Below are 22120 nucleotides of genomic sequence, written 5' to 3' on the forward strand. Positions count from 1 at the left end.
CCATCGCGACCGCCTCCAGGTGACCGTCCCGTTCTCCATCGACATCGGACTCAGGGACGTCTTCCAACGAGTTCGATCGTCAGGCTCCGCCCGAGTTCAAGGCCATGGACGAGATGACGATCCGGTTGGCGAGCGATCAGGCGCCAGAACCAGACATCTCGGTATTCAAGGTAGAGGCCGACCAGAGGCGACGGGCCTACCTCCTGCCGGACGAGGTTGTGCTCGCCGTTGAGGTGGTGTCGCCGGACTCCAGGATGCGCGACCGCGATGTCAAGCCCCGAAGGTACGCGGCCGCGGGGATCAAGCACTTCTGGCGAGTCGAGGAAGACGGGGACCGGACGGTCGTCTACGTCTACGAGATCGATCCCGCCGCCAAGGCGTACTTCCTGACCGGCATCTATCATGATCGGCTTAAGGTGACGGTGCCGTTCGACATCGAGATCGATCTGGAAGCCATCGACGCGCGCTGGTGAGGGCGCGGGTCAGTCGGTGGGGGTGTTGGTGGGGGCGGGTGGGACGCGGTAGGGGTCGGTGGTGCCGAAGGCCCAGTCGAGCATGCGGGCGGCGTCGGTGAAGCGGGCGCGCTCGTCGGTGGTGGAGCTGTTGAGGACGATGCCGGTGAGGGCGCGGCCGTCGCGGCGGGCGGCGAACAGCAGGGAGTAGCCGGCGGCGTCGGTGGTGCCGGTCTTGATGCCGGCCGCGCCCCGGTAGGAGCCGAGGAGCCGGTTGGTGTTCGTCCACTTGTAGGCGTGGTGGGTCTTGGTCCTGGCGAGCTTGTACGTTCTGCGGCCGACGGTGGTGCGGAAGGTCGCGTCGTCCATCGCGTAGCCGGCGAGGCGGACCTGGTCGCGGGCGGTGGAGCGGGTGGACGTGGCGGTCGGCCAGGGCAGGCCGTCGAAGTTGGCGTAGGTGGTGTGGTCGAGGCGCAGTTCGCGGGCGGCGTCGTTCATCTTGGCGATGAACCGTTCCTTGCCGGGGCCGTAGGCGTCGGCGAGGGCGTAGGCGGCGTCGCAGCCGGACGGCAGCAGCATCGCGTTGAGGAGCTGCCGCGCGGTGAGCTTGTCGCCGGTGTGGAGCGCCGCGTTGCTGCCGTCGTGCTTCTTGGCGTACGTCAGGTACTTGCGCTTGATCGTGATCTTGCGGTCGAGCCCGCCCTCGTGCAGGACGACGAGCGCGGTCATCACCTTGGCGATGCTGGCGATGGGGCGTTCGGTGTCGGCGGCGCGCGACCACACGGTGGTGCCGGACGTCGCGTCGTACAGCAGCGCCGACCTGGCGCCGACGCCGGTCGGTCCGGCGGCGGGACGCGCCGCCGCACGGGCCGGGGCCGTGAGGAGCGACGGGACGGCGACCAGGGGCAGGAGGGCGGCGACCGTGCGGTGGCGGGCGGCGAGTGTGATGATCACACATTCGGACACTGCCAGCCGGACGCCCCGTCTTCAAGCACCGTCCGGGCCCGTCACCAGGGCAAATGTCCCACCAAGAGATCTGTATGGTCAAGCGTACAAATTGACCTGTATGGTTGACCGTACAGATCGGAGGGGCGATGGGGATCGACGCGTGGATCGCGCGGCTGCCCAAGGTGGAGCTGCATGTGCACCTGGAAGGGTCACTGCGGCCGGCGACGCTGCTGTCGCTGGCGCGCCGTCACGGTGTCGACCTGGGGGCCGAGTCGGCCGAGGACCTGGAAGGGCTGTACCGGTTCGAGGACTTCGGCGACTTCGCGCGCCTGTTCCTCGCCGGGCTGGACGTCCTGCGCGGCGCCGCTGACTTCGCGGACGCCACGGTCGCGCTGACCGCCGAGCTGGCGGCGCAGAACGTCCGGTACGCCGAGGTCACGACCACGCCGGTGCAGCACCACCGCCGTGGCGTCGCGCTGGAGGAGTACGCGGCCGGGCTGGACGAGGGGCGGCGCCGCGCCCGCGACGAGCACGGGGTGGAGATCGGCTGGATCTGCGACATCTCCCGCGAGTCGGAGGAACCCGCCTCGCACTTCACCGTGGACTTCCTGCTGGGCCGGACGGCGCCCGCCGGCGTGGTCGGCCTCGGCCTGGGCGGGGTGGAGGAGGGATTCCCGCCGGAGCCGTTCGCGTCGTCGTTCGCCAAGGCCAAGGCCGCCGGGCTGGCCGCGCTCCCGCACGCGGGGGAGACCGTCGGCCCGGAGAGCATCTGGGGCGCGCTGCGGTCGCTGAAGGCCGACCGGATCGGGCACGGCATCCGCTGCCTGGACGACCCCGCGCTGGTGGCGCACCTGGCCGAGCGGCGGATCCCGCTGGAGGTGGCGCCCACGTCGAACGTCGCCCTCAGGCTGGCGAAGGACCCGCAGAGCCACGTGCTCGGCGAGCTGGCGCGGGCCGGGCTGGTCGTCACGCTGAACACCGACGACCCGGCCTACTTCCAGACCACGCTGAACGACGAGCTGCGCATGGCCCACGACCTGCACGGCTTCACCCGCCACGCGCTGCTGGACGCGCAGGCGGCCGCGCTCGGCGCCTCGTACGCCCCCGCCGCGACCAAGACCGCCGTCCGCCGGGAACTCGACGACGTCGCCCTGTGACGAGGAGGAACCTGCCATGGCACGCCCGCCGGGGGCGGACCGCCCGCTGTACGTGCGGATCGCGATGTCGCTCAAGAGCCGGATCCTGGCCGGCCACTACACGCCGGGCCAGCGCCTGCCGGGGGAGGACGACCTCGCCGCGGCGATGGGCGCCAGCCGCAGCACCGTCCGCCAGGCGCTGACCGAGCTCCGCGACACCGGCTACGTCACCAGCCGCCGCGGTTCGGGGAGCTACGTCGCCGATCCGCTGCCGATCGAGCCGCTGTCACCGCGCTCGGGCCCCGTCTACACCGGCTTCCTCGACGACCTGGACAACGAGGCCCACCACGTCGTCGAACGCGACCGTGTCCAGGACACGCTCGCCGCGGACGAGGCACTGGCCGCGCGCCTGAAGGTCCCGGTGGGTGCGCCCGTGGTCCGCTACCGCGCCACCCGGCTCCGGCACGGCGTGCCCTACGGTGTCGCGACCGACGTCGTCCCGCAGTCCGTCGCCGAGCGCATCACCCCGGACGTCCTCGACGCGAGCCCCACCATCGTCGACGCGCTGACGCTCGCCGGCAGCCGCGTCGCCGAGAGCCTGCAACGCCTCGAACCCGCCGTCCTGGACGCCGCCGACGCCGAGCGCTGCGGCGCGTCCCCCGGCGACCCGGCGCTCGCCATCACCGGCACCGCCTACGACGCCGCCCGAACCCCGATCGACGCCTACACCCTGACGGTCGTCACCGGCTACGGCATCGGCCTCCACCTGACCCGCGCCACCACCGCCTAAAGGGCGGTCACGAGGGTGACGGCGCCGGCCGTGATGAGGGCGGCGGCCCAGAGCCGGTCCAGGTTGAACCAGGCGCGGCGCAGGATCGCCAGGCCCACGATCTCGTAGACGGCGACGGCGATGATCCCGGCGACGGCCAGCATCGCCAGCGTGTGGACGCCGGTCACGAAGATCGCGGCGGACACGGCGCTCCCGGACGCCGACGCCAGCCCGTGGTGGTGGCCGGCGGGGATCGTCCCGGACGAGGTGAGGACGGGCAACAGCATCAGCCCCGCGCCGTGCGCCGACGACATCAGGAACGACCAGGCGGCCAGCTGCCACAGCGAGATCCGCATGCCGACCCAGCGGAAGTGCCGCTGCGACAGCAGCCGCCACAGCCCGAACCCGACCAGCAGGATCCCGCCGCCGATCGCGACCGCCTGGGTCGCCACGACCGAGCGGGTCAGCGCGACGAGGATCGCGACGGCCCCGACGGACGCGGCGTGGCCCGCGGCGATCGCCGGGAGCGACTGCAGGACCAGGGCCCTGCTGCGCTCCTGGAGGCCGCGGGCCACGGCGAACAGCCAGCCCATCGCCGGGTTGAGGCCGTGGAACGCGCCCATCGCGACGAGCGCGGCGAGCGAGCCGTCCTTCACCGGTTACGGGTAGCAGTAGGAGTCGGACGACGCGTCCCCGCCCTGCAGCCGCGTCTGGTGGGGGCGCCGGCCGCGGAACGCGTCGCCGTGCGGGAAGAACCGCTCGTCGAAGGCGAAGCCGTCCGCGGTGGAGTCGAGCTTGGCCATCCAGGCGCCGACGCCGTCGGGGTAGAACTGGTCGTCCCAGGAGCCGTAGAGGGAGTTGGTGACGTAGACGCGCTTCCCGTCGCGGCTGACCTCGACCATCTGCGGCCCGCCGGCGAGCGGCACGTCCGGGGCGGCCGGGTGCGGGGTGCGCCCGACGATGCCGCCGATGCGCACCGAGCCCGCCTCGACGGGGTGGAACGGGTCGCTGACGTCGTAGCGCTTCAGCTCGCCGGTGCCCCAGCACGAGACGTACATCCACCGGTCGTCCACCGACAGGTCGATGTCGGTGACCAGCGGCGGGACGGCCCCGAACGGCGCGATGACCGGCGGCAGCGCGCTTTCGTCGGCGGGTTCGGCGGGGATGGTGATGACCTTCGTCGCGGCCCACCGGTCGCCGTCGCGGTGCCACAGCCAGACCGAGGCCGACAGGTCCTCGACGCTGACGACGACGCCGGCGAAGCCGTACTGCTGGGTCGGGTCGTGCGCTGGCCGCAGCTCCAGCACCATCTGGTGCTCGTCGCCGAGGTCGACCTCCTGGACGTGGCGGCGCTTGCGCAGGTCCCAGAAGTGCAGCTTGTGCCCGTACTTGCGGCCGAGCAGCAGCTCCCCGACCACACCGTCCTCGATCATGGACGGGGTGCCCCACTCGGAGGTGATGAGCACGTCGTGCGCGATGTGCCACCAGGCGTCGTAGGCGAAGTACTGGGGGCCGCGGTCGACCTCCCAGCGGCCGAGGACGTCGAACGAGGTGTGGTCGAGCAGCGCGATCCCGCCCGGCCCGTCTTCACCGTTCGCTCCGCCGAGCGCGGTGAGGTACAGCCCCTCGGGGCCGCAGTGGACGGTGTGGGGCCGCGAGTACCCGGCGCGTTTCGCCAGCTCGTCGGGCTCCAGCACCTTGATGATCTCGGGCGCGGTCGGCTTGTCCTTGGTGTCGATGACGTAGACCCGCGACGACCGCAGCCCCGGCACGATCAGGTAGCGGCGCTCCACGTGCGGGTGCGGCGCGTACGGGCACAGGGCGCTGCTGCACGCGTTCCATCCGAAGTGGTGCAGCTCGTCGCCGAGGTAGGGCAGGTCCGTCCAGCCGACGACGTCGCCGTAGGACGCCGAGCCGGGGTCGACGTCGAGGACGGCGATCGCGTCCGGCTTCTCGGCGGCGCGGTCGAACGCGGCGACGTAGGCGAGCTTCTCCGGCGGCGCCGACACCGCGTCCCGCGGCGAGGCGTAGAAGGTCGGGTCGGGCTTCCACAGTGCCATGGCGGGTCCCTTCAGGAGACGGTGACCGGGTGGCGGACGACGGCGCCGAACAGGTAGCCGAGCGTGTTGTAGGGCGCGGTGGACGGCTGGGACGCGCCGGTCTCGTCGGTCGCGCGGGCGAGCAGCTCGTGGCGTCCCGGGCCGTCCGGCCGCCACGGGAACTCCCAGCGGACCCAGCCGCGCGGGTTGGCGTGCCGGTCGCGCACGCGGGCGGCCCGCCAGGTGGCCCCGCCGTCCGCGCTGACCTCGACCCTGCGCACCCGCCCGTTGCCGGACCAGGACCGTCCGTGCAGGGCGTGGCGGCCGGCCGGCAGGGTCGCCTCCCACGGCAGCTCGAACGCCGACTTGACGTTCATGCGGGTGAGCGGCGCGCTGCCCTCGGGCGGGTAGCCGGGGCCGAAGAGCCGGTAGTAGCGGGTGTTCCACGGGGAGAAGAGGGGCCCGTCGGCGACCTGGATGTCGCCGAGCCACTTGATGTTCGCGACGCCCACCCAGGACGGGACGACGAGCCGGACGGGGAAGCCGTGGTCGGGCGGCAGCGGCGCACCGTTCATCTCGTAGGCGAGCAGGACGTCCTTGAGCGCCTTCGCGACCGGCAGGGGACGCCTGACCGGGCCGAGGTTCTCGCCCTTGTCCACGAAGTCAGCGTCCAATCCGCGCGGCAGAATGTCCACAGCCCGGGAGGTGAGACCCGCGCGTTCGAGGACCGCCGACAGCGGGACGCCCCGCCAGCGCGCCACGCCCACGCCGCCGAGCTTCCACGGGGTGCCCGAGACCTCCTGGCCCTGCTGGGAGGCGTAGAAGCTGCGCCCGTTGCCGGTGCATTCGATGAACGAGGTGATGGTCTCGGCGCGCATGCCGAGGAGGTCCTCGTAGGAGAACTCGACCGGGCGCGACTCCGGCGGGGAGCCGTGCAGGCCCGTCCCCCAGAGCCTGAGGCGCCAGGTGCGGGCGTCGATGCGCGGGGTGGCGACGTGGTTGCGGACGAAGAACCGGTCGACGGGCGTCAGGTCGCCCTGCCCGCGCATGGCCTCCCAGCGCATCTCGGCGTTGGTGCCCTGCGGGATGAACAGCTCGGGCGGCAGCGGCTTGACGATCCCGGTGGCGGGTGCGGCGACGGGAGCGGCGAGCGCGCGCGGGGCGGTGGCGGCCGTGCCGAGGGCGGCGCCGAGGCCCGCGCCCGCCGACAGCCGCAGCATGCCGCGCCGCGACAGCGGCAAGACGGACGGCGCCTGGGCGGAGCGCACGCGTTCGTAGGTCGTCTCGTCGGTCAGGTCGTCGCCGGGGTCGGGAAGGCAGCCGTGGGCGGTGTCACCGGGTCGCATGGGCTCGATGCTGCTGATGGCCCAGCCGAAAGTCGACTTTCCCTACGGAATTACCATGGAAACCCTTCCGGAAACCCGCGATGCGGACGTCTGGGAGACCGGTCCCCGGCTGGGTAGCCTGGCAGGCATGGCGGAGACGGCAGCCGGCGGGGTCGCCTCGCCCGCGGAGCTCGCGGGCCTGCTGGACCGGCACGCCTACCTCTGCGACGAGGGGCTGGCGACCGCCTGCTTCCTCGCGCTGCGGATGGGCCGCCCGCTGTTCCTGGAGGGCGAGGCCGGGGTCGGCAAGACCGAGCTGGCCAAGACGCTCGCGCGGGCGCTCGGCGCGCCGCTGATCCGGTTGCAGTGCTACGAGGGGCTGGACGCCTCCCAGGCGCTCTACGACTGGGACTTCCCCCGCCAGCTCCTGCACCTGCGCGCCGCCGAGGCCGCGGGCGTGCACGACGTGGACCGGCTCGAAGGCGAGCTCTACGACCGCCGGTTCCTGCTGGCCCGGCCGCTGCTGCGGGCGCTGGAGACCGCGCCGAGCGTCCTGCTGGTCGACGAGCTGGACCGCGCCGACGACGAGTTCGAGGCGTTCCTGCTCGAGGTGCTCAGCGACTTCACCATCACCGTCCCCGAACTCGGCACGATCCGGGCCGAGCACCCGCCGGTCGTCGTCGTGACGTCCAACCGGACGCGGGAGGTGCACGACGCGCTGAAGCGGCGCTGCCTGTACCACTGGCTGGAGCACCCGTCGTTCGACCGGGAGGTCGCGATCATCCGGCGGCGGCTGCCCGGCGCGGCCGAGCGGCTGGCCGGGCAGGTCGCCGGCGCCGCGCAGCGGCTGCGCGACCGGGACCTGCTCAAGCCGCCCGGCGTCGCGGAGACCCTGGACTGGACCGAGGCGCTGGTCGCGCTCGGCGCCCGCGAGCTGGACCCCGGCACCGCCGCCGTGACGCTCGGCGCCGTGCTCAAGTACCGCGAGGACCAGCAGCGCGTGCTCGCCGGCGGCCTCGACGCCCTGCTCAACGGAGGCTGAGCGGGTGGTGCGGGACGTCACCGAGACGATGGTCGGGTTCGCCAGGACGCTGCGCGCCGCCGGCGGGTCCGCCGATCCCGAGCGGGTGCAGGCGATGCTCGCCGCGCTCGACCACCTCGACGTCCTCGACCCGTCCGCCGTGTACTGGGCGGGCCGGCTGACGCTGTGCGCCGACCCCGGCGACCTCGCCCGCTACGACCGCTGCTTCGCCGCGTACTTCTCCGGCGCGACGGCGCGCCCGTCCCACCGCCCGCCGCCCGTGGTGGTGCGCCGCATGACGGTCGCCGAGCCGGACGACGGCGCAGGCGGCGAGGAGGACGGCGAGCCGACGGCGGCGACGGCCAGCGCGGTGGAGGTGCTGCGCGACCGGGACGTCGCGCGCCTCACCACCGCCGAGCGCGCCGAGGTCGCCCGGCTGATCGCGCTCCTCGACGCGGGGGCCGAGCGCCGCCGGTCGCGCCGGTTCGCGCCCGCGCCGTCGGGCCGCCTCGACCCGGCCCGGACCGTCCGCGAGACGCTGCGGCGCGGCGGCGAGACGTCGCTGCTGCGGCACCGGACGCACCGCACCCGGCCGCGCCGCGTCGTGCTGATCGTGGACGTCAGCGGCTCGATGAGCCCGTACGCCGACGCGCTGCTGCGGTTCGCGCACGCCGCCGCCCGCTCCGGCGGCCGCGACGTGGAGGTGTTCAGCGCCGGGACGCGGCTGACCCGGCTCACCCGCGAGCTGCGGCACCGGGACGCGGACGCGGCGATGGCGGCGGCGTCCGCCGCGATCCCGGACTGGAGCGGCGGCACCCGGCTCGGCGAGGAGCTGAAGGAGTTCCTCGACCGGTTCGGGCAGCGCGGACTGGCGCGCGGCGCGGTCGCGGTGATCGCCTCCGACGGCTGGGAGCGCGGCGACGCGGCCCTGCTCGGCGGGCAGATGGCCCGGCTGCGCCGGCTCGCGCACCGGGTGATCTGGGCGAACCCGCACAAGGCGCGGCCGGGCTACGCGCCGCTGACCGCCGGGATGGCCGCCGCGCTGCCGCACGTCGACGACTTCACCTCCGGCCACAGCCTCGCGGCCCTGGAGGAGCTGGCGAGGCTGATCGCCGACAGCGGAAAGGGGCGCTCGCATGCGCGACGTGCTGGATGACATCGCCGGCTGGTACGCGGCGGGGGAGGCGTTCGGGCTGGCGACGGTGGTGAACACCTTCCGCAGCGCGCCGCGTCCGGCGGGCGCGGCGATGGCGGTGTCGGCGGGCGGCGAGGTCGCGGGCAGCGTGTCCGGCGGCTGCGTCGAAGGCGCCGTCTACGAGCTGGCGCGGTCGGTGATGGACAGCGGGGAGCCGGTCGTCCAGCGCTACGGGGTCAGCGACGACGACGCGTTCGCGGTCGGGCTGACCTGCGGCGGGATCCTGGACGTGCTGGTGGAGCCGGTGAGCCCCGCGACGTTCCCGCAGTTCCCGGAGGTCGCGGCGGCGATCGCGGCGCGCGAGCCGGTCGCGGTCGCGACGATCGTGGCGGGCCCCGGCCGGACCGGCGCGCGCCGCGTCGTCTGGCGGGACCGGGCGGCGGGCTCGCTGGCGCCCGGCGAGCCGCACGAGGCGCGGCTGAACGCGGCCGTCGACGACGACGCGCGCGGCATGCTCGCGCAGGGCCTCACCGGCCAGCGCCACTACGGCCGCGAGGGGGAGCGGCGGCTGGACGACCTCGCGGTGTTCGTGCAGTCGTTCGCGCCGCCGCCCCGGCTGCTGGTGTTCGGCGCGATCGACTTCGCGGCGGCGGTGGCGCGGATCGGCAAGTTCCTCGGCTACCACGTGACGGTGTGCGACGCGCGGCCGGTGTTCGCGACGCCGAAGCGGTTCCCCGACGCCGACGAGGTCGTGGTGAAGTGGCCGCACAAGTACCTGGAGGAGTCCGGCGCGGAGATCGACGAGCGCACCGCGATCGCCGTCCTCACCCACGACCCGAAGTTCGACGTGCCGCTGCTGGAGGTGGCGCTGCGCACCCGCGCCGGGTACGTCGGGGCGATGGGGTCGCGGCGCACCCACGACGACCGGCTCGCCCGGCTGCGCGAGGCGGGCCTGACCGGGGCGGAGCTGTCCCGGCTGCGCTCGCCGATCGGCCTGGACCTCGGCGCGCGGACGCCGGAGGAGACCGCGGTGTCGATCGCGGCGGAGCTGGTGCAGCTGCGCTGGGGCGGTTCGGGGCGGCCGCTGACCGACACCGGCGGCAGGATCCACGCCGGCCCGTGAGCGGCGGGCTACCCTCGCGGGATGACCGCGTATGAGTTGAGCCGGCACGGTGCCGGCTCCCCGGCCGGCCTGCTGCTCGCGGCGGGGGAGGGCAGCCGGCTCGGCCGGCCGAAGGCGCTGGTGGAGCTGGACGGCGAGCGCCTCGTCGACCGGGGCGTGCGGACGCTGCGCGACGGCGGCTGCGCCCCGGTGCTGGTGGTGGCGGGCGCCGCGCAGGTCGAGGTGATCGGCGCGGTGGTGGTGCCGAACCCGGACTGGCGGGACGGGATGGGCTCGTCGCTGCGCGCCGGGCTCGCCGCGCTGCCGCCCGGCTGCCCCGCGGTGGTCGTCGCGCTCGTCGACCAGCCGAAGGTCACCGCCGCCGCGGTCGCCCGGCTGATCGCCGCGCACGACGCGGGCGCGGAGATCGCGGTCGCCGCCTACGGCGGGGCGCCGCGCAACCCCGTCCTGCTGCGGGCGGCGCACTTCGCTGCGGTCGCCGAGGCCGCGGTCGGGGACATGGGCGCGCGCGGCTTCCTGCGCGCCCACCCCGAGCTGGTGACGCGCGTGCCGTGCGACGACGTGGCGTCCCCGGCCGACATCGACACCCCGGACGACCTCGCCGCCTTCACCGACGGGGCCTAGTCAGGACGCGGGCAGGACGCTCTCGTCCAGGGCGCCGCAGTCGACGGCGCGGCGCAGCCGGTCGGTGAGCGCGCGGATCGTGGCGGGCTCGTCCAGGACGCCGCCGGTCGCGGCCTGCTCGTGCCAGGCGCGGACCCGGCCGATCACCTCGTCGGCGCCGGTCAGGTGGAAGGCGTACACGGCGGCGTAGCGGCTCGGCAGGTGCGCGGGATGCAGGTCCCAGCCCTGGTAGAAGCCGTGCCGCAGCGAGTGCGCGACCTGCGCGGCGTGCGCCTGCCAGGTCGCGTTCACCTCGTCCGGGCCGTCGTTGCGCGGGACCGCGTTGGACGAGCCGTCCGACAGCCGCACGCCGGTGCCGGCGAACGCGACCTGCATGACGTGCCGGGCGAAGTCGCAGGCGGGGTGGTCGAGGCGCTGCTGCTCGGGCGGCAGCCCGAGCGCGGCGGTGTAGTCGAACACGCCGAAGTGCGCGGCGGTGAGCCGGCCCCCCGCGGCGGCCGCGATGCCCGGCAGCGCGATCCGGCCGTCCGGGTCGAAGATCGCCTCGGTGGTCTCCACCTGGATCTCGAACCGCAGGATGCCGGACGGCAGCCCGAGCGCGGTCTCCAGCCGGTCCAGGTACTCGGCGAACAGCGCGACGTGCTCGGCCGCGACGATCTTGGGGAAGGTGATGGTGAACCCGCCGGGCAGCCGGCCGAGCCGGTCGCGCAGCGCGGTGAGGAATCCGTCGAGGGTGCGCATCGCGCGGTCGTGGCCGCCGTCGGCGAACGACTTGATCCGCACGCCCCAGTAGTGCGGCAGCCCCTTGACCTGGTAGGCGGCGGCGACGGCCTCGACGACCTGCTCGATGTGCGCGTCCTCCTCGGCGTCGGAGCGCACGCCGTAGCCGTCCTCGAAGTCGATCCGCACGTCCTCGATCGGCTCGCGGGCGAGCTTGGCGGCGACCCGCTCGCGCACCGGGCCGGCGAGCTCGGGGTCGAGCCCGAACGCGGCGCCGAACGACCCGGCGCCGGGGGTGTGGGTGTTCAGCAGGCGCAGCGCCTCCGCGCCGAAGTCGGCCGGCGTCGAGCGGGAGAACCGGTCGGCCGGCACGTAGACGGTGTGCACCGGCTGGCGGCCGTCGGCGCCGCCGGGGAAGCGCTCGCGGTGCTCGTCGCGGACGGCGGCGATGCGCGCGGACAGGTCGTCGAACGAGGAGACGCTGAAGTTCACCCCGCCATGATCCCGCAAGACCCGGCCGATTGTCAGGGGACGTCCCCTCCGAAGCCGGGGACGTGGACCGATTCCTCCGGCTTGGGGCTAGTATAACTAGCCGGGCGGCAAGTAAGTGGGTTCCCGTCCCGCGGGAACCCCAGGGGAAGGTGACCATGACCGAACACGGGGCGGCCGAGCGCCCGGCGCTCAGCACCCGGCAGATCTACATCGCCATCTTCGGGCTGATGCTCGGGATGTTCCTGGCGATGCTCGACAACCTGATCGTCGGCACCGCGCTGCCCACGATCGTCGGCGACCTCGGCGGGCTGGAGCACCTGTCGTGGGTGGTGACCGCGTACACGCTGGCCACCGCCGCCGCCACCCCCATCTGGGGCAAGCTCGGCGACCTGTTCGGCCGCAAGGGCATGTTCATGACCTCGATCGTGGTGTTCCTGGTCGGGTCCATGCTGTCCGGGCTGTCGCAGAACATGGGCGAGCTGATCGGCTTCCGCGCGCTGCAGGGCCTCGGTGCGGGCGGGCTGATGGTCGGCGCGATGTCGATCATCGGCGACCTGGTGCCGCCGCGCGAGCGGGGCCGCTTCCAGGGGCTGATCGGCGCGATGATGCCGGTCGCGTTCGTCGGCGGCCCGCTGCTCGGAGGCTTCCTCACCGACCACCTGAGCTGGCGGTGGGCCTTCTACGTGAACGTGCCGATCGGCGCGGTCGCGCTGCTGGTCATCGCGTTCGGGATGCGGCTGCACACCGTCCGCATCAAGGCCCGCATCGACTACCTCGGCGCGGCCCTGCTGACCGTCGGGATCGTCTGCGTCACGCTGGTGGCCAGCTGGGGCGGCTCGCAGTACCCGTGGGGGTCCGCGCGGATCATCGCGCTGGCCGTCGTCGGCGTCGCCGCGCTCGTGGTCTTCGTGTTCGCCGAGAACCGGGCGCCCGAGCCGATCCTGCCGCCGCGGCTGTTCCGCAGCCGCAACTTCACCGCCGCGCAGATCCTCAGCTTCATGGTCGGCGCCGCGATGTTCGGCGCGGTGAACTACCTGCCGCTCTACATGCAGACCGTCCAGGGCGCGAGCCCGACCACCAGCGGGCTGCTGCTGCTCCCGCTGATGTTCGGGATGCTCGCCATGATGTTGCTCAGCGGCCAGCTCATCACCCGCACCGGCCGCTACCGGCACTATCCGATCATCGGCGGCGCGGTGCTGACCGGCGGGATGCTGCTCCTGCTGATGCTGAAGGTCGACACCAGCACGCTCACCAGCTCGTTCCTGACGATGGGCGTCGGCCTCGGAATGGGGCTGATCATGCAGAACACGATGCTGGTCACCCAGAACAGCGTCGAGCTGCGCGACATGGGCTCGGCCAGCGGGTCGGTCACGCTGTTCCGCACGATCGGCGGCTCGCTGGGCGTGGCGCTGCTCGGCTCGGTCTACAACAACCGGTTCGAGGACGAGCTCGTGCGCAGGATCGGCCCCGAAGCCGGGCACAAGCTCGCCTCCGGCGGCCAGCACGTCACCCCGGACATGCTGAAGACGCTCCCCGCCACGGTCCGCAACGCGTTCGAGGCCGGCGTCACCAGCGGCGTCCACGGCATCGCCATCGGCGGGACGGTGCTCGCGGCGATCGCGTTCGCCGTCGCGTGGTTCATCAAGGAGGTCCCGCTGCGCGGCAGCGGCCCGGCCGCCAAGCCCCCCGCCGACACCGTCCCCGCCGAGGACCCGGTCGCCACTGCGCCGCCGGCCGGCTAGCCGGCCCGGACGCCCCAGGTGCCGGTGAACCGCTCGCCCGGCTTGAGGTCGACCAGGCCCTCGCCCGACGCGAACGCGTTGGGCGGGCAGGTCATCGGCTCCACGCCGAGGCCCGCGCGGGGGTCCGGGGCGTTGTCGGCGGTGTAGATCTCCATCCAGGGGTGCGCGTCGTCGGCCCACAGCCGGACGGTCCGGCCGTTGCCGGCGAGCGTCACCCAGGCGAGCCCGCCGTCGTCGCGGCGCACCCCGGCGAACGCGTTGTCGATCTTCCGTGCGCCGAGCACCGGCCCGTCCCGCAGGTCGTGGTCGGTGCCGGTGACGTCGGCGTCCCCGCCGTCCGGGATCATCCGGTCGTTCACCGGGATGTAGCGGTCGGCGCGCAGCGTCACGGTGCACTCGTCGATCGGCACGCCGACCGTGAGGTAGGGGTGCGCGCCGTGCCCGTACGGCGCCGTCCGGGTGCCGGCGTTCACGGCCGTCATCCGGACGCGCAGGCCGTCCGCCGCGTCGAGGGTGTACTCGGCCTCCAGGTCCAGGCGGAACGGGTAGCCGGCCGTGCCGAGCAGCCGGTGCGTCAGCCTGACCCGGTCGCCGGCGTGCTCGGCGACCCGCCAGGCCGCCCACCGGACGAGCCCGTGGATCGCGCAGTCCAGCTCCGGCTCGGACACGTCCAGCTGGTAGGCGGTGCCGCCGTAGGTGTAGCGGCCGCGGTCGACGCGGTTCGGCCACGGGATCAGCAGGTGCCCGAACGCGGCGGGCGCGGGCTCGTCGGCGCCGTGCGACAGCACCAGCGGCCGCCCCTCGTGCGTCAGCTCGCGCAGGCTCGCGCCCGACTCGGTGATGACGGCCCGGTAGGGCCCGGCGCCGATGGCGTACTGCTCTCCGGTGATCGACTCGGTCATGTCCCGGACGGTACCCCGACCCGGACCCGCTACGCGATCTCCGCGAGCGCGTGCAGGGCGGCGCCGAACGCGTTCGACGGCGGTTCGACGATCCCGGCGCCGACCTGGCCGGTCCCGGCCTCCCGGCCGGCGATCCCGGTGTCGATGACGGGCAGGATCCCGGTCCGCACGACCCGCGTCACGTCGATCCCGGCCGGGGTGCCGCGGAACGACAGCAGCGGGATCTGCAGCACCGGGTGCTCGGCGAGGGTGATCTCGTACATCCGCTGCGTCGCGGCGACCGCGTCCGGCACCTCGCCGCCGACGAACCGGACGATCGCCGGCGCGGCGGCCAGCGCGAACCCGCCGATCCCGGCCGTCTCGGTGATCGCCGAGTCGCCGATGTCGGGGTTGGCGTCGGCCGGGCCGTACCCGCCGAGGTACAGCCCGTCGGGCACCCCGGCCGGGCCGGTGAACCAGCGGTCGCCCGTCCCCGCCACCTGGATGCCGAAGTCGGTGCCGTTGCGGGACATCGCCACGACCATGCTCGACCCCGGGACGTTCCGCGCCGCGTCCGCGCACGCCTTCGCCGCCGCCATCCCGGCGTTCAGGAAGAAGTGGTCGTTGCCGGCGGCGAACCGCAGCGCCTCGGCGGCCCGGTCGCGCGGCACCTCCTCGGCGGCGGCGAGGTCCGGCGCCAGCTCGCGCAGCAGCAGCGACGTCGCCGCCCGGTTCCGGTTGTGCAGCTCGTCGCCCATCTGCAGCGCCTGCGCGACGATGGCCATCAGGTCGACCGGCCCGTGCCGCCGCACGGCCGCCCGCAGCGCCGGGCCGAGCACCTCGCCCATCCAGGCCAGCCGCTCGATCACCTCCGGCCCGTACGCCCCGTACCGCAGCACCTTGCCGAGCCCCTCGTTCAGCGAGCAGCACGCGGTGCCGCCGTGCTCGGCGTCCTCCACGACCAGCATCCACATCGACGGGGACACCACGCCCGCCATCGGCCCGACCGCGCCGTGGTGGTGGCACGGCTCCAGCACCGCCGCGCCGCGCTCCAGCTCCCGCTCGGCGCCGCGCGGCGTCTCGGCGAGACCTTCGAGCATCATCGCGCCGATCAGCGCGCCGCGCATCGGTCCGGACGCCCGGTCCCACTCCAGCGGCGGGCCCGCGTGCAGGAACGTCCCCTTCTCCAGCCCGAGGACCTCGCGGGCCGGGCGGACGTCCACCAGATGCGGCCGCGCCGTCGTCATCCGCCGGACCGCCTCGGCGTTGGCCGCCGCGTGCCGCGGATCGCCGAGCACCGCCGCCAGCGCCGCCTCGGTGCCGGCCGGCGGGGGCCGCCAGTCGACCCTCCGCACCGGCACGGCCTGGTCCGCCAGCGCGTCCGCGAGCACCTCCACGCCCGCCGCGACGACCCGCGGCTCCCGCGTGAGCAGCCCGCCGAGCGGTGGCCGCGCGTCCGTCATCGCGTGCTTCCTCCCGTGCCGCCGTCCTGCGGGTGCGGCCCCTGCACCAGCGCGACCGCGTGCCGCGCCGCCTGCGCGTTCGAGGCGAACACCGCCGCGCCCGCGTCCCGCAGCGCCTCGGCCTGCCGGTCGCGGTCCTGCGGATCGGCGCGCGTCCCGCACAGCGACACCACCACCGCCAGGTCGGAACGGTCCCGCAGCGCGGCGGCGACGGCCGGCGCCAGCGCCGCGGCCGGGTCGGGATCGGCGCCGTGGCCGAGCACCACGTCCAGCAGCAGCACCCCGCACGCCGCGTCGCCCGCCGCGCCGGCGAGCGCCTCCAGCCGCAGCGTCGGATCGATCATCGGGTGCGGGCGGCCCCGGGTGTAGGCGTCGTCGCCGAAGTCGGTGAACCGGTGCCCGCGCGCCTCCAGGTCCCAGCCGAGCGCCTCCCGCGCGATCACCTCGGCCTCGTCGCGCAGCGTCCCGCCGGCGAACAGCCCGCGCAGCGCCCGCCCGGCCGGCACCCGCGCCGCCGCCGGCGCGGGCCAGCGCGGCCACTGCGGGACGGGCAGCCCGAGCGCCTTCAGCGCCTTCTCCACCGCCCGCGTCAGATCGTCCTCGCCGGGCGTCGGCAGCGCGAACACCACCGGGGTGTCCAGCCGCCGCGCGGCCTCCCGGATCAGGTCCGCGACCTGCGGCGCCGGCGGCTTGGACACCAGCACGATCAGCCCGGTGCCCGGATCGGCGTCCAGCGCGGCCAGCGCCGCCAGCGCCGACCGCCCGCTGACCTCCGGCGACAGGTCGCGCCCGCCGACCCCGAGGACGTGGCCGACCCCGGCGCCCGCCGCGTCCAGCAGGCACATCACCTGCTGCGCGCCCGTGCCGGACGCCGCGACCACGCCGACCGGTCCCGGCCGCACCGCGTTGGCGAACCCGAGCCCGGCGCCGCAGACCACCGCCGTCCCGCAGTCCGGGCCCATCACGATCAGCCCGCGCCGCGCCGCCGCCTCCTTCAGCGCGATCTCCTGCGCGACCGGCACGTTGTCACTGAAGATCATCACGTTGAGGCCGGCGTCCAGCGCGTCCATCGCCTCGGGGAACACGTGCGGCCCCGGCACCGACACCAGCGCGACCGACGCCTCGCCGCGCGCCGCGGCGGACGCCGTCGTCCGCGGAGCGGGCGGGGCGCCGAGCAGTCCATCGGGCGCGCCGCCGTCCGGGGCGTGCGCGGCCTCGCGCAGCAGACCCTCCAGCGCGTCCCGCGCCCCGTCGAGGCCGCCGTCGTCCGCCCGGATCGCGACGACCAGGTCCGCCGGGCCCGCGTCCGCCGGCACCGCGAAGCCCATCCGGGCCAGCATCTCCAGGTTGAGCTCGGTGCCCATCGCCGTCATCGCCGCCGACACGCCCGCCCGCTGCGACAGCAGCCGGCTCACCCGCATCAGGGTGACCGAATCGCGGTAGCCCCCCCGCCGCACCTCGACCCAGTCAGCGCTCATGCGGTGTTCTCGCGGTGCGGGACGGGACGGTGCCGCGCGGGGGAGGTGAGGGCGAGGGCGGCGCGGCAGCCGGCGAGGACGCCCCACGCCAGGTCGGTGCCGGAGGTGTGCCCGATCGCCAGCAGCCGGCGGACGGCGGCCGACGGCGGCTCGTGGCCGGCGACGCAGCGCAGCACCGCGGCGATCTCCCCGCCCGCCCCGCCCGCCGCCGCGCAGTGCAGCAGCGTCGCGGCCAGCGCGGTCGTGCGGGTGCCCGCGTCGGCGGTGACGGCGGCGCCGAGCCAGTCGGCCAGCCACACCGCCGTCTCCCCCCGCTGGGCGGAGACCGCGCCGCCGACCAGCCGCAGCGACACCAGCAGCCCGCACAGAATGTCGTCGCCGCTCGGGGTGAGGCCGGGGCCGAGGCCGACGATCCGCTCGGCGGCCTCGACGGCGCCCGCGAGGTCGCCGTCGGCGCAGCACTCGGCGAGGAGCAGCGGGTCGGGGTGCCCGGCGAGCCCGCCGCCCGCCATCCCGGCGTCGACGAACGCGTCCTCCAGCACGGCGACGCCGCGGGCCAGCTCGGCGGGCTGCATCCGGCCGAGCACGGGCGCCGGGTCCCACCAGCGGCGCACCCGCACGCACAGCGCCCCGGCCTCCACCCGGCCGTCGCCGACCAGCGCCTCGTCGCCCTCGCGGACGGACCGGAACGGCTGCTCGCGGCGTTCGGCGGCGACCACCACGGCGTTCGGCAGCCGGACGGCGTCGCAGGTGACGACGGCGAGCACCCGCGGTTCGGGCCCGCCGCGGCTCTCCAGGTACAGCGCGGACGGGAACACCGCGATGACGCGGGCGGCGCGGCGCGGCGGGTCCAGCAGCGGGCGCAGCGCGGTGCTCGCGGCGCCGGTGGCGGGCGGCCGCCGTCCGGGACGCGCCGGGAACCGGATCGGGTCGCGGACGAGTGCGGTCACGGAACCTCCCGGGGCCGGTGTCGGCTGCCGCCCGGATCGCGGGCGGCCCGGCCTCCGGTGAGACGGTAGAACGGCCCCCGCGGCGGACGTATGGGGAAAGCTGCCAAGGATGGTTGTCATCGTTCGTCTTTGTTGTCAGTGTTGATCAGGAATCGGTAGCGAAATCGCCACATCCGGCGATGTACGCACCAAAAGGCGAGGTGACCCCTGGCATGAGTTACACCAGCGCGGACCCGGGCCCACCGGCCCTGCGGCTCGCGAGCACCGGAACACTGACCTACGGCCTGTCCGTCGGCGAGGTCCTCGGCGCCAGCACCCTGAACGGCGCCCGCCTCATCGCCGGGCGGTCCGGCATCGAGCGCGTCGTGCAGCGGCTCAACGTGATGGAGGTCCCCGACATCCTGTCGTGGGTCAAACCCAACGAGCTGCTGCTGACCACCGGCTACCCGCTGCGCAACACCCCCCAGTCGCTGGACAACCTGGTCGCCGACCTGGACGAGCGGGGCCTGGCGGCCCTGGCCATCAAGCTCGGCCGCTACCTGGACTCGCTGCCCGCCGAGATGATCGCCCAGGCGGACCGGCGCGGCTTCCCGCTCATCCTGCTCCCCAACGACGTCGGCTTCGACGACATCCTGAACCAGGTGCTGACCGACATCCTGAACCGGCAGGCGGCCGTCCTCGCCCGCACCGAGGAGGTGCACCGGGCGCTGGTGCAGATCGTGCTGTGCGGCGGCGGCCTCCAGGAGGTCGTGGACGAGGTCGCGACGCTGCTGGACGCGGCGGTCGTGGTGCTGGACGGCGAGCAGCGCGTGCTCGCCGGCGCCGGCCCGGACGAGCACGTCCAGGCGATGCGGGCGTTCGACGCGGGCCGGCACGCGGCCTGCGGGCGCGGCGGCTGCGGCATCATCGGCGCGCACGGCACCGGCGACCACCTGGTGGTGCCGGTCGTCGCGGGCGGCTTCGACCACGGCCGGATCATCGCGTTCAGCCCGGCGGGCACGCTGCGCGGCTCCGACCTCGGCATCCTGGAGCGGGCCGCGACCGTCGCGGCGCTCGTGGTGACCAAGCAGCAGGCCGTCGCGGCGGTGGAGAGCAAGTACCGCGCCGACTTCCTGCGCGACATCCTCGCGGGCCGCGCCGGCGACGACGACCGGGTCGTCGCGCACTGCGGCGGCTTCGGCTGGGACCTGGACCGCCCGGTGATGGTGGTCGTCGCCGAGCTGGACGGGCGGCCGCGCGGCGCGTCCGGGGTGAGCGTCCCGGCGCCCGCGCCCAGCCCGGAGAACGACGCGAAGGCGCGCAAGCACGGCGCGGACCCGGCGCGCGGACGCTCCGCCGACCAGCGCGTCCCCGACCAGCGCGGTGCCGAGGCACAGCGCGGTGCGGATACCCAGCGCGGTCCGGATACCCAGCGCGCTGGGGAGACGCGGCGCGGTGCCGAGCAGGCGCGCGGGCGCGGCGCGGAACCCGAGGCGGCGTTGCGCGGCGTGCGCGGCGCCGAGGAGCGGACCGCGCAGGAACGGCTCGCCGCGGCCTGGAGCACCGCCGTGCGGCGGCACGACCGCGGCGCCGCGGTCGCCAGCTTCGCGCACGAGATCGTCGCGATCGTCGGCGCAGAACCCGACGGCGCGGGCGCGGGCGGCGGCGAGGTGCCGGCGGGACCGGTGCAGGCGATGGTGAAGGAGGCGGCGGCGCTGTTCACCGAGCACCTGCCGGTGCGCCGGACGTTCTCCACCGGCATCAGCCGCACGGTCGCCTCCCCGACGGAGCTGCCGGAGGCCTACGAGCAGGCGGTGAAGGCCGTCCGGGTCGGGCGGCAGCTGCACGGCGCGGGCGCGCGGGCGCACTTCGACCAGCTCGGGGTGTACCGGCTGCTGAGCCTGGTGTCGGATCCGGCGGAACTGCACGCGTTCGTCAAGGAGACCCTCGGCGACCTCGCGGGCGACGACGAGCCGGAGCTGGTGGACCTGCGCCGCACCTTGCAGGTGCTGCTGGAGACCAACCTCAACGTGGCCGAGACGGCGCGCCGGCTGCACTTCCACTACAACACCCTGCGGTACCGGATCGGCAAGCTGGAACGGATGCTCGGGGCGTTCACCGAGGACGCGCATCTGCGGCTCAACCTCACCCTCGCCCTGCACGTGCTGCGCATGCGCGGTATCTGAGCGTAGCGGCGCCGTCCGGGTCCGCCCGGACGGCGCGCCGAACTTCGGCAGATGTCGCCGATGCCCGTCCACCGGGGTAGATCTACGTTGCGCGCAAGCGTGCCCGTCCGGTGGCGGGGTGTGCCCGCGGGCGGACAGGACGAGCAGGAGGGGCCCCGATGGTGATCGGCTGGAAGCTGCACGGGGACGGGCGCACGCCGCCGCCCGGCGAGGTGGTCGGGCCCGGCGAGCGGCTCTCGTGGCCGCGCACCGCGGGCATCGGCGCCCAGCACGTCGTGGCGATGTTCGGCGCGACGTTCGTGTTCCCGGTGGTGATGGGCCTCGACCCGAACCTGTCGATCATGATGTCGGGGTTCGCGACGATCCTGTTCCTGCTGATCGTCGGCGGCCGGGTGCCGAGCTACCTCGGCACGAGCGCCTCGTTCGTCGGGGCGGTCGCGGCAATCCGCGCGGCGGGCGGCGACAGCGCGCGGGTCACCGGCGCGATCCTGGTCGCGGGCGCGGTGCTGCTGGTCATCGGCGTCGTCGTGCACTTCCTCGGCGGCGAGGTCGTCCAGCGGGTGTTCCCGCCCGTGGTGACCGGCGCGGTCGTCATGCTGATCGGCTTCAACCTGGCGCCGGTGGTCGCGAACACCTACTGGCCGCAGGACCAGTGGGTCGCGCTGGCGACGCTGTGCTTCGCGGTGTTCTGCACGGTGATCCTGCGCGGGTTCTGGTCGCGGATCGCGATCCTGCTGGCGCTGGTGTTCGGGTTCGTCCTGTCGTGGGTCCTGGACAAGACGGCCGGGCAGATCACCTCGGTGCTGCCGGGGCAGAACCTGCTGGACGGGTCGGGCAAGGCGTGCACGGCGGAGGGCCCGTACTGCGTCGCGACGGCGTTCGGGCACGACCGGCTGAACTTCTCGGCGGTGAAGGCGGCGGACTGGTTCGGGTTCCCGCACACGCACGCGCCCGACTTCAAGACCTCGGCGATCCTGCTGGCGCTGCCGCCGGTCATCGCGCTCATCGCGGAGAACACCGGGCACGTCAAGGCGGTCGCGGCGATGACGGGCGACGACCTGAACCCGGTGCTGGGACGCGCGATCGGCGCGGACGGCGTCGGCACCGTGCTGGCCACCGCCGTCGGCGGCTCGCCGACCACGACCTACGCCGAGAACATCGGCGTGATGGCCGCGACGCGGATCTACTCGACGGCCGCGTACTACGTCGCGGCGATCGTGGCGGTGCTGTTCGGGCTGTGCCCGAAGTTCGGCGCGCTGGTCGCGGCGACGCCCGGCGGGGTGCTCGGCGGCATCACCGTCGTGCTGTACGGGATGATCGGCCTGCTCGGCGCGAAGATCTGGATCGAGAACCGGGTCGACTTCGGCGATCCGGTCAACCTCGTCCCGGTGGCGGCGGCGATCATCCTGGCGATCGGGAACGTGACGCTGAAGATCACCGACGACTTCCCGCTGCAGGGCATCGCGCTCGGCACCATCGCGGTGCTGGTCGGCTACCACGTGCTGAACGCGGTGCGCCGGCCGGACGGCGCGGGCGGCGGCGTCATCGCACCGGCGGAGGAGGAGATCGGCGGCCCGGTCCGGCCCGGCACGGCCGCGCGGCCCGGCGGCGAACGCGGCGAGTCTCCGGGACGCGAGAACGATGCGGGCTGAGGGGG

19 protein-coding genes are annotated in these 22120 nt (G+C 74.5%); 10 read left to right on the forward strand and 9 right to left on the reverse strand.

Annotated elements, in window-relative coordinates; translation table 11 throughout:
- The first annotated feature begins 104 nt into the window (after nucleotides 1-104).
- Nucleotides 105-473, forward strand: coding sequence for a Uma2 family endonuclease (locus tag QP089_RS37455; RefSeq protein ID WP_285918461.1), 369 nt, complete (start codon nucleotides 105-107; stop codon nucleotides 471-473).
- A gap of 9 nt (nucleotides 474-482) precedes the next feature.
- Here the strand turns inward: QP089_RS37455 and QP089_RS37460 are convergent, their stop codons facing one another.
- Nucleotides 483-1406, reverse strand: coding sequence for a D-alanyl-D-alanine carboxypeptidase family protein (locus tag QP089_RS37460; protein ID WP_285918463.1), 924 nt, complete (start codon nucleotides 1404-1406; stop codon nucleotides 483-485).
- A 140-nt stretch (nucleotides 1407-1546) separates the two neighbouring features.
- On the opposite strand from QP089_RS37460, the gene add reads away from it, so the two are divergent.
- Both add and QP089_RS37470 read left to right on the forward strand, forming a co-directional pair.
- Entirely contained in the window at nucleotides 1547-2557 is a 1011-nt protein-coding gene (add, locus tag QP089_RS37465; RefSeq protein WP_285918464.1) for an adenosine deaminase, read from the forward strand.
- Nucleotides 2558-2573: 16 nt separating this feature from the next.
- On the forward strand, nucleotides 2574-3326 hold the full coding sequence (locus tag QP089_RS37470) for a GntR family transcriptional regulator (RefSeq protein ID WP_285918465.1): 753 nt from the start codon (nucleotides 2574-2576) through the stop codon (nucleotides 3324-3326).
- On the opposite strand, the gene QP089_RS37475 is transcribed toward QP089_RS37470, so the two are convergent.
- Genes QP089_RS37475 through QP089_RS37485 form a run of 3 tightly spaced genes read right to left on the reverse strand, consistent with a single transcriptional unit; the run spans nucleotide 3323 to nucleotide 6690 of the window.
- On the reverse strand, nucleotides 3323-3961 hold the full coding sequence (locus QP089_RS37475) for a hypothetical protein (protein WP_285918467.1): 639 nt from the start codon (nucleotides 3959-3961) through the stop codon (nucleotides 3323-3325). The two genes, QP089_RS37470 and QP089_RS37475, sit on opposite strands and share 4 nt — an antisense overlap.
- Nucleotides 3962-3964: 3 nt before the next feature.
- On the reverse strand, nucleotides 3965-5365 hold the full coding sequence (locus tag QP089_RS37480) for a selenium-binding protein SBP56-related protein (RefSeq protein WP_285918469.1): 1401 nt from the start codon (nucleotides 5363-5365) through the stop codon (nucleotides 3965-3967).
- 11 nt (nucleotides 5366-5376) lie between these two features.
- Nucleotides 5377-6690, reverse strand: a complete 1314-nt coding sequence (locus QP089_RS37485; RefSeq protein WP_285918471.1) for a sulfite oxidase — start codon at nucleotides 6688-6690, stop codon at nucleotides 5377-5379.
- 127 nt (nucleotides 6691-6817) lie between these two features.
- On the opposite strand from QP089_RS37485, the gene QP089_RS37490 reads away from it, so the two are divergent.
- From QP089_RS37490 to QP089_RS37505, 4 genes are read left to right on the forward strand one after another with little or no spacing between them, the layout of a single operon-like run.
- Nucleotides 6818-7711, forward strand: a complete 894-nt coding sequence (locus QP089_RS37490; protein WP_285918473.1) for an AAA family ATPase — start codon at nucleotides 6818-6820, stop codon at nucleotides 7709-7711.
- Between the two features lie 4 nt (nucleotides 7712-7715).
- Entirely contained in the window at nucleotides 7716-8846 is a 1131-nt protein-coding gene (locus tag QP089_RS37495) for a vWA domain-containing protein (RefSeq protein ID WP_285918474.1), read from the forward strand.
- Nucleotides 8827-9948 (forward strand): XdhC family protein, encoded by a 1122-nt coding sequence (locus tag QP089_RS37500; RefSeq protein ID WP_285918475.1) that lies wholly within the window; start codon nucleotides 8827-8829, stop codon nucleotides 9946-9948. Before QP089_RS37495 ends, QP089_RS37500 begins: the two co-directional genes overlap by 20 nt.
- Nucleotides 9949-9969: 21 nt before the next feature.
- The gene (locus tag QP089_RS37505; protein WP_285918476.1) at nucleotides 9970-10572 is read left to right on the forward strand and encodes a nucleotidyltransferase family protein; all 603 of its coding nucleotides are present in this window, start codon (nucleotides 9970-9972) and stop codon (nucleotides 10570-10572) included.
- On the opposite strand, the gene QP089_RS37510 is transcribed toward QP089_RS37505, so the two are convergent.
- Nucleotides 10573-11784 (reverse strand): DUF6986 family protein, encoded by a 1212-nt coding sequence (locus QP089_RS37510; protein ID WP_285918478.1) that lies wholly within the window; start codon nucleotides 11782-11784, stop codon nucleotides 10573-10575.
- A gap of 155 nt (nucleotides 11785-11939) precedes the next feature.
- Here QP089_RS37510 and QP089_RS37515 point away from each other — a divergent pair, with 155 nt between their 5' ends.
- Entirely contained in the window at nucleotides 11940-13526 is a 1587-nt protein-coding gene (locus tag QP089_RS37515; protein WP_285918480.1) for an MDR family MFS transporter, read from the forward strand.
- Here the strand turns inward: QP089_RS37515 and QP089_RS37520 are convergent.
- Genes QP089_RS37520 through QP089_RS37535 form a run of 4 tightly spaced genes read right to left on the reverse strand, consistent with a single transcriptional unit; the run spans nucleotide 13523 to nucleotide 18298 of the window.
- Nucleotides 13523-14428, reverse strand: coding sequence for an aldose 1-epimerase family protein (locus QP089_RS37520; protein ID WP_285918482.1), 906 nt, complete (start codon nucleotides 14426-14428; stop codon nucleotides 13523-13525). The genes QP089_RS37515 and QP089_RS37520 overlap by 4 nt on opposite strands.
- 29 nt (nucleotides 14429-14457) lie before the next feature.
- Nucleotides 14458-15870 (reverse strand): YlbE family protein, encoded by a 1413-nt coding sequence (locus QP089_RS37525; RefSeq protein ID WP_285918484.1) that lies wholly within the window; start codon nucleotides 15868-15870, stop codon nucleotides 14458-14460.
- Nucleotides 15867-17348: an AllF/FdrA family protein gene (locus QP089_RS37530; RefSeq protein WP_285918485.1), complete on the reverse strand. Its 1482-nt coding sequence runs from the start codon at nucleotides 17346-17348 to the stop codon at nucleotides 15867-15869. Before QP089_RS37530 ends, QP089_RS37525 begins: the two co-directional genes overlap by 4 nt.
- A complete protein-coding gene (locus QP089_RS37535; RefSeq protein WP_285918486.1) occupies nucleotides 17345-18298 on the reverse strand; it encodes an oxamate carbamoyltransferase subunit AllH family protein in 954 nt (317 codons plus the stop codon). The genes QP089_RS37530 and QP089_RS37535 overlap by 4 nt, the downstream gene beginning before the upstream one ends.
- Before the next feature lie 212 nt (nucleotides 18299-18510).
- Between QP089_RS37535 and QP089_RS37540 the strand changes: the two genes are divergently transcribed.
- On the forward strand, nucleotides 18511-20463 hold the full coding sequence (locus QP089_RS37540) for a PucR family transcriptional regulator (protein WP_285918488.1): 1953 nt from the start codon (nucleotides 18511-18513) through the stop codon (nucleotides 20461-20463).
- A 158-nt stretch (nucleotides 20464-20621) separates the two neighbouring features.
- Complete coding sequence (locus tag QP089_RS37545; RefSeq protein ID WP_285918490.1) at nucleotides 20622-22115, forward strand: uracil-xanthine permease family protein; 1494 nt, start codon at nucleotides 20622-20624, stop codon at nucleotides 22113-22115.
- Nucleotides 22116-22120 lie beyond the last annotated feature (5 nt).

Origin of the sequence: Actinomadura opuntiae, assembly GCF_030283205.1 — a bacterium.
Lineage (GTDB): Bacteria > Actinomycetota > Actinomycetes > Streptosporangiales > Streptosporangiaceae > Spirillospora.

What these genes read in the sequence shown, in the direction of transcription:
- QP089_RS37455 (WP_285918461.1), top strand. Translation starts at nt 105, where the DNA reads ATGGACGAGATGACGATCCGGTTGGCGAGCGATCAGGCGCCAGAACCA.
- add (WP_285918464.1), top strand. Translation starts at nt 1,547, where the DNA reads ATGGGGATCGACGCGTGGATCGCGCGGCTGCCCAAGGTGGAGCTGCAT.
- QP089_RS37470 (WP_285918465.1), top strand. Translation starts at nt 2,574, where the DNA reads ATGGCACGCCCGCCGGGGGCGGACCGCCCGCTGTACGTGCGGATCGCG.
- QP089_RS37480 (WP_285918469.1), bottom strand. Translation starts at nt 5,365, where the DNA reads ATGGCACTGTGGAAGCCCGACCCGACCTTCTACGCCTCGCCGCGGGAC.
- QP089_RS37485 (WP_285918471.1), bottom strand. Translation starts at nt 6,690, where the DNA reads ATGCGACCCGGTGACACCGCCCACGGCTGCCTTCCCGACCCCGGCGAC.
- QP089_RS37490 (WP_285918473.1), top strand. Translation starts at nt 6,818, where the DNA reads ATGGCGGAGACGGCAGCCGGCGGGGTCGCCTCGCCCGCGGAGCTCGCG.
- QP089_RS37500 (WP_285918475.1), top strand. Translation starts at nt 8,827, where the DNA reads ATGCGCGACGTGCTGGATGACATCGCCGGCTGGTACGCGGCGGGGGAG.
- QP089_RS37505 (WP_285918476.1), top strand. Translation starts at nt 9,970, where the DNA reads ATGACCGCGTATGAGTTGAGCCGGCACGGTGCCGGCTCCCCGGCCGGC.
- QP089_RS37515 (WP_285918480.1), top strand. Translation starts at nt 11,940, where the DNA reads ATGACCGAACACGGGGCGGCCGAGCGCCCGGCGCTCAGCACCCGGCAG.
- QP089_RS37520 (WP_285918482.1), bottom strand. Translation starts at nt 14,428, where the DNA reads ATGACCGAGTCGATCACCGGAGAGCAGTACGCCATCGGCGCCGGGCCC.
- QP089_RS37525 (WP_285918484.1), bottom strand. Translation starts at nt 15,870, where the DNA reads ATGACGGACGCGCGGCCACCGCTCGGCGGGCTGCTCACGCGGGAGCCG.
- QP089_RS37530 (WP_285918485.1), bottom strand. Translation starts at nt 17,348, where the DNA reads ATGAGCGCTGACTGGGTCGAGGTGCGGCGGGGGGGCTACCGCGATTCG.
- QP089_RS37540 (WP_285918488.1), top strand. Translation starts at nt 18,511, where the DNA reads ATGAGTTACACCAGCGCGGACCCGGGCCCACCGGCCCTGCGGCTCGCG.
- QP089_RS37545 (WP_285918490.1), top strand. Translation starts at nt 20,622, where the DNA reads ATGGTGATCGGCTGGAAGCTGCACGGGGACGGGCGCACGCCGCCGCCC.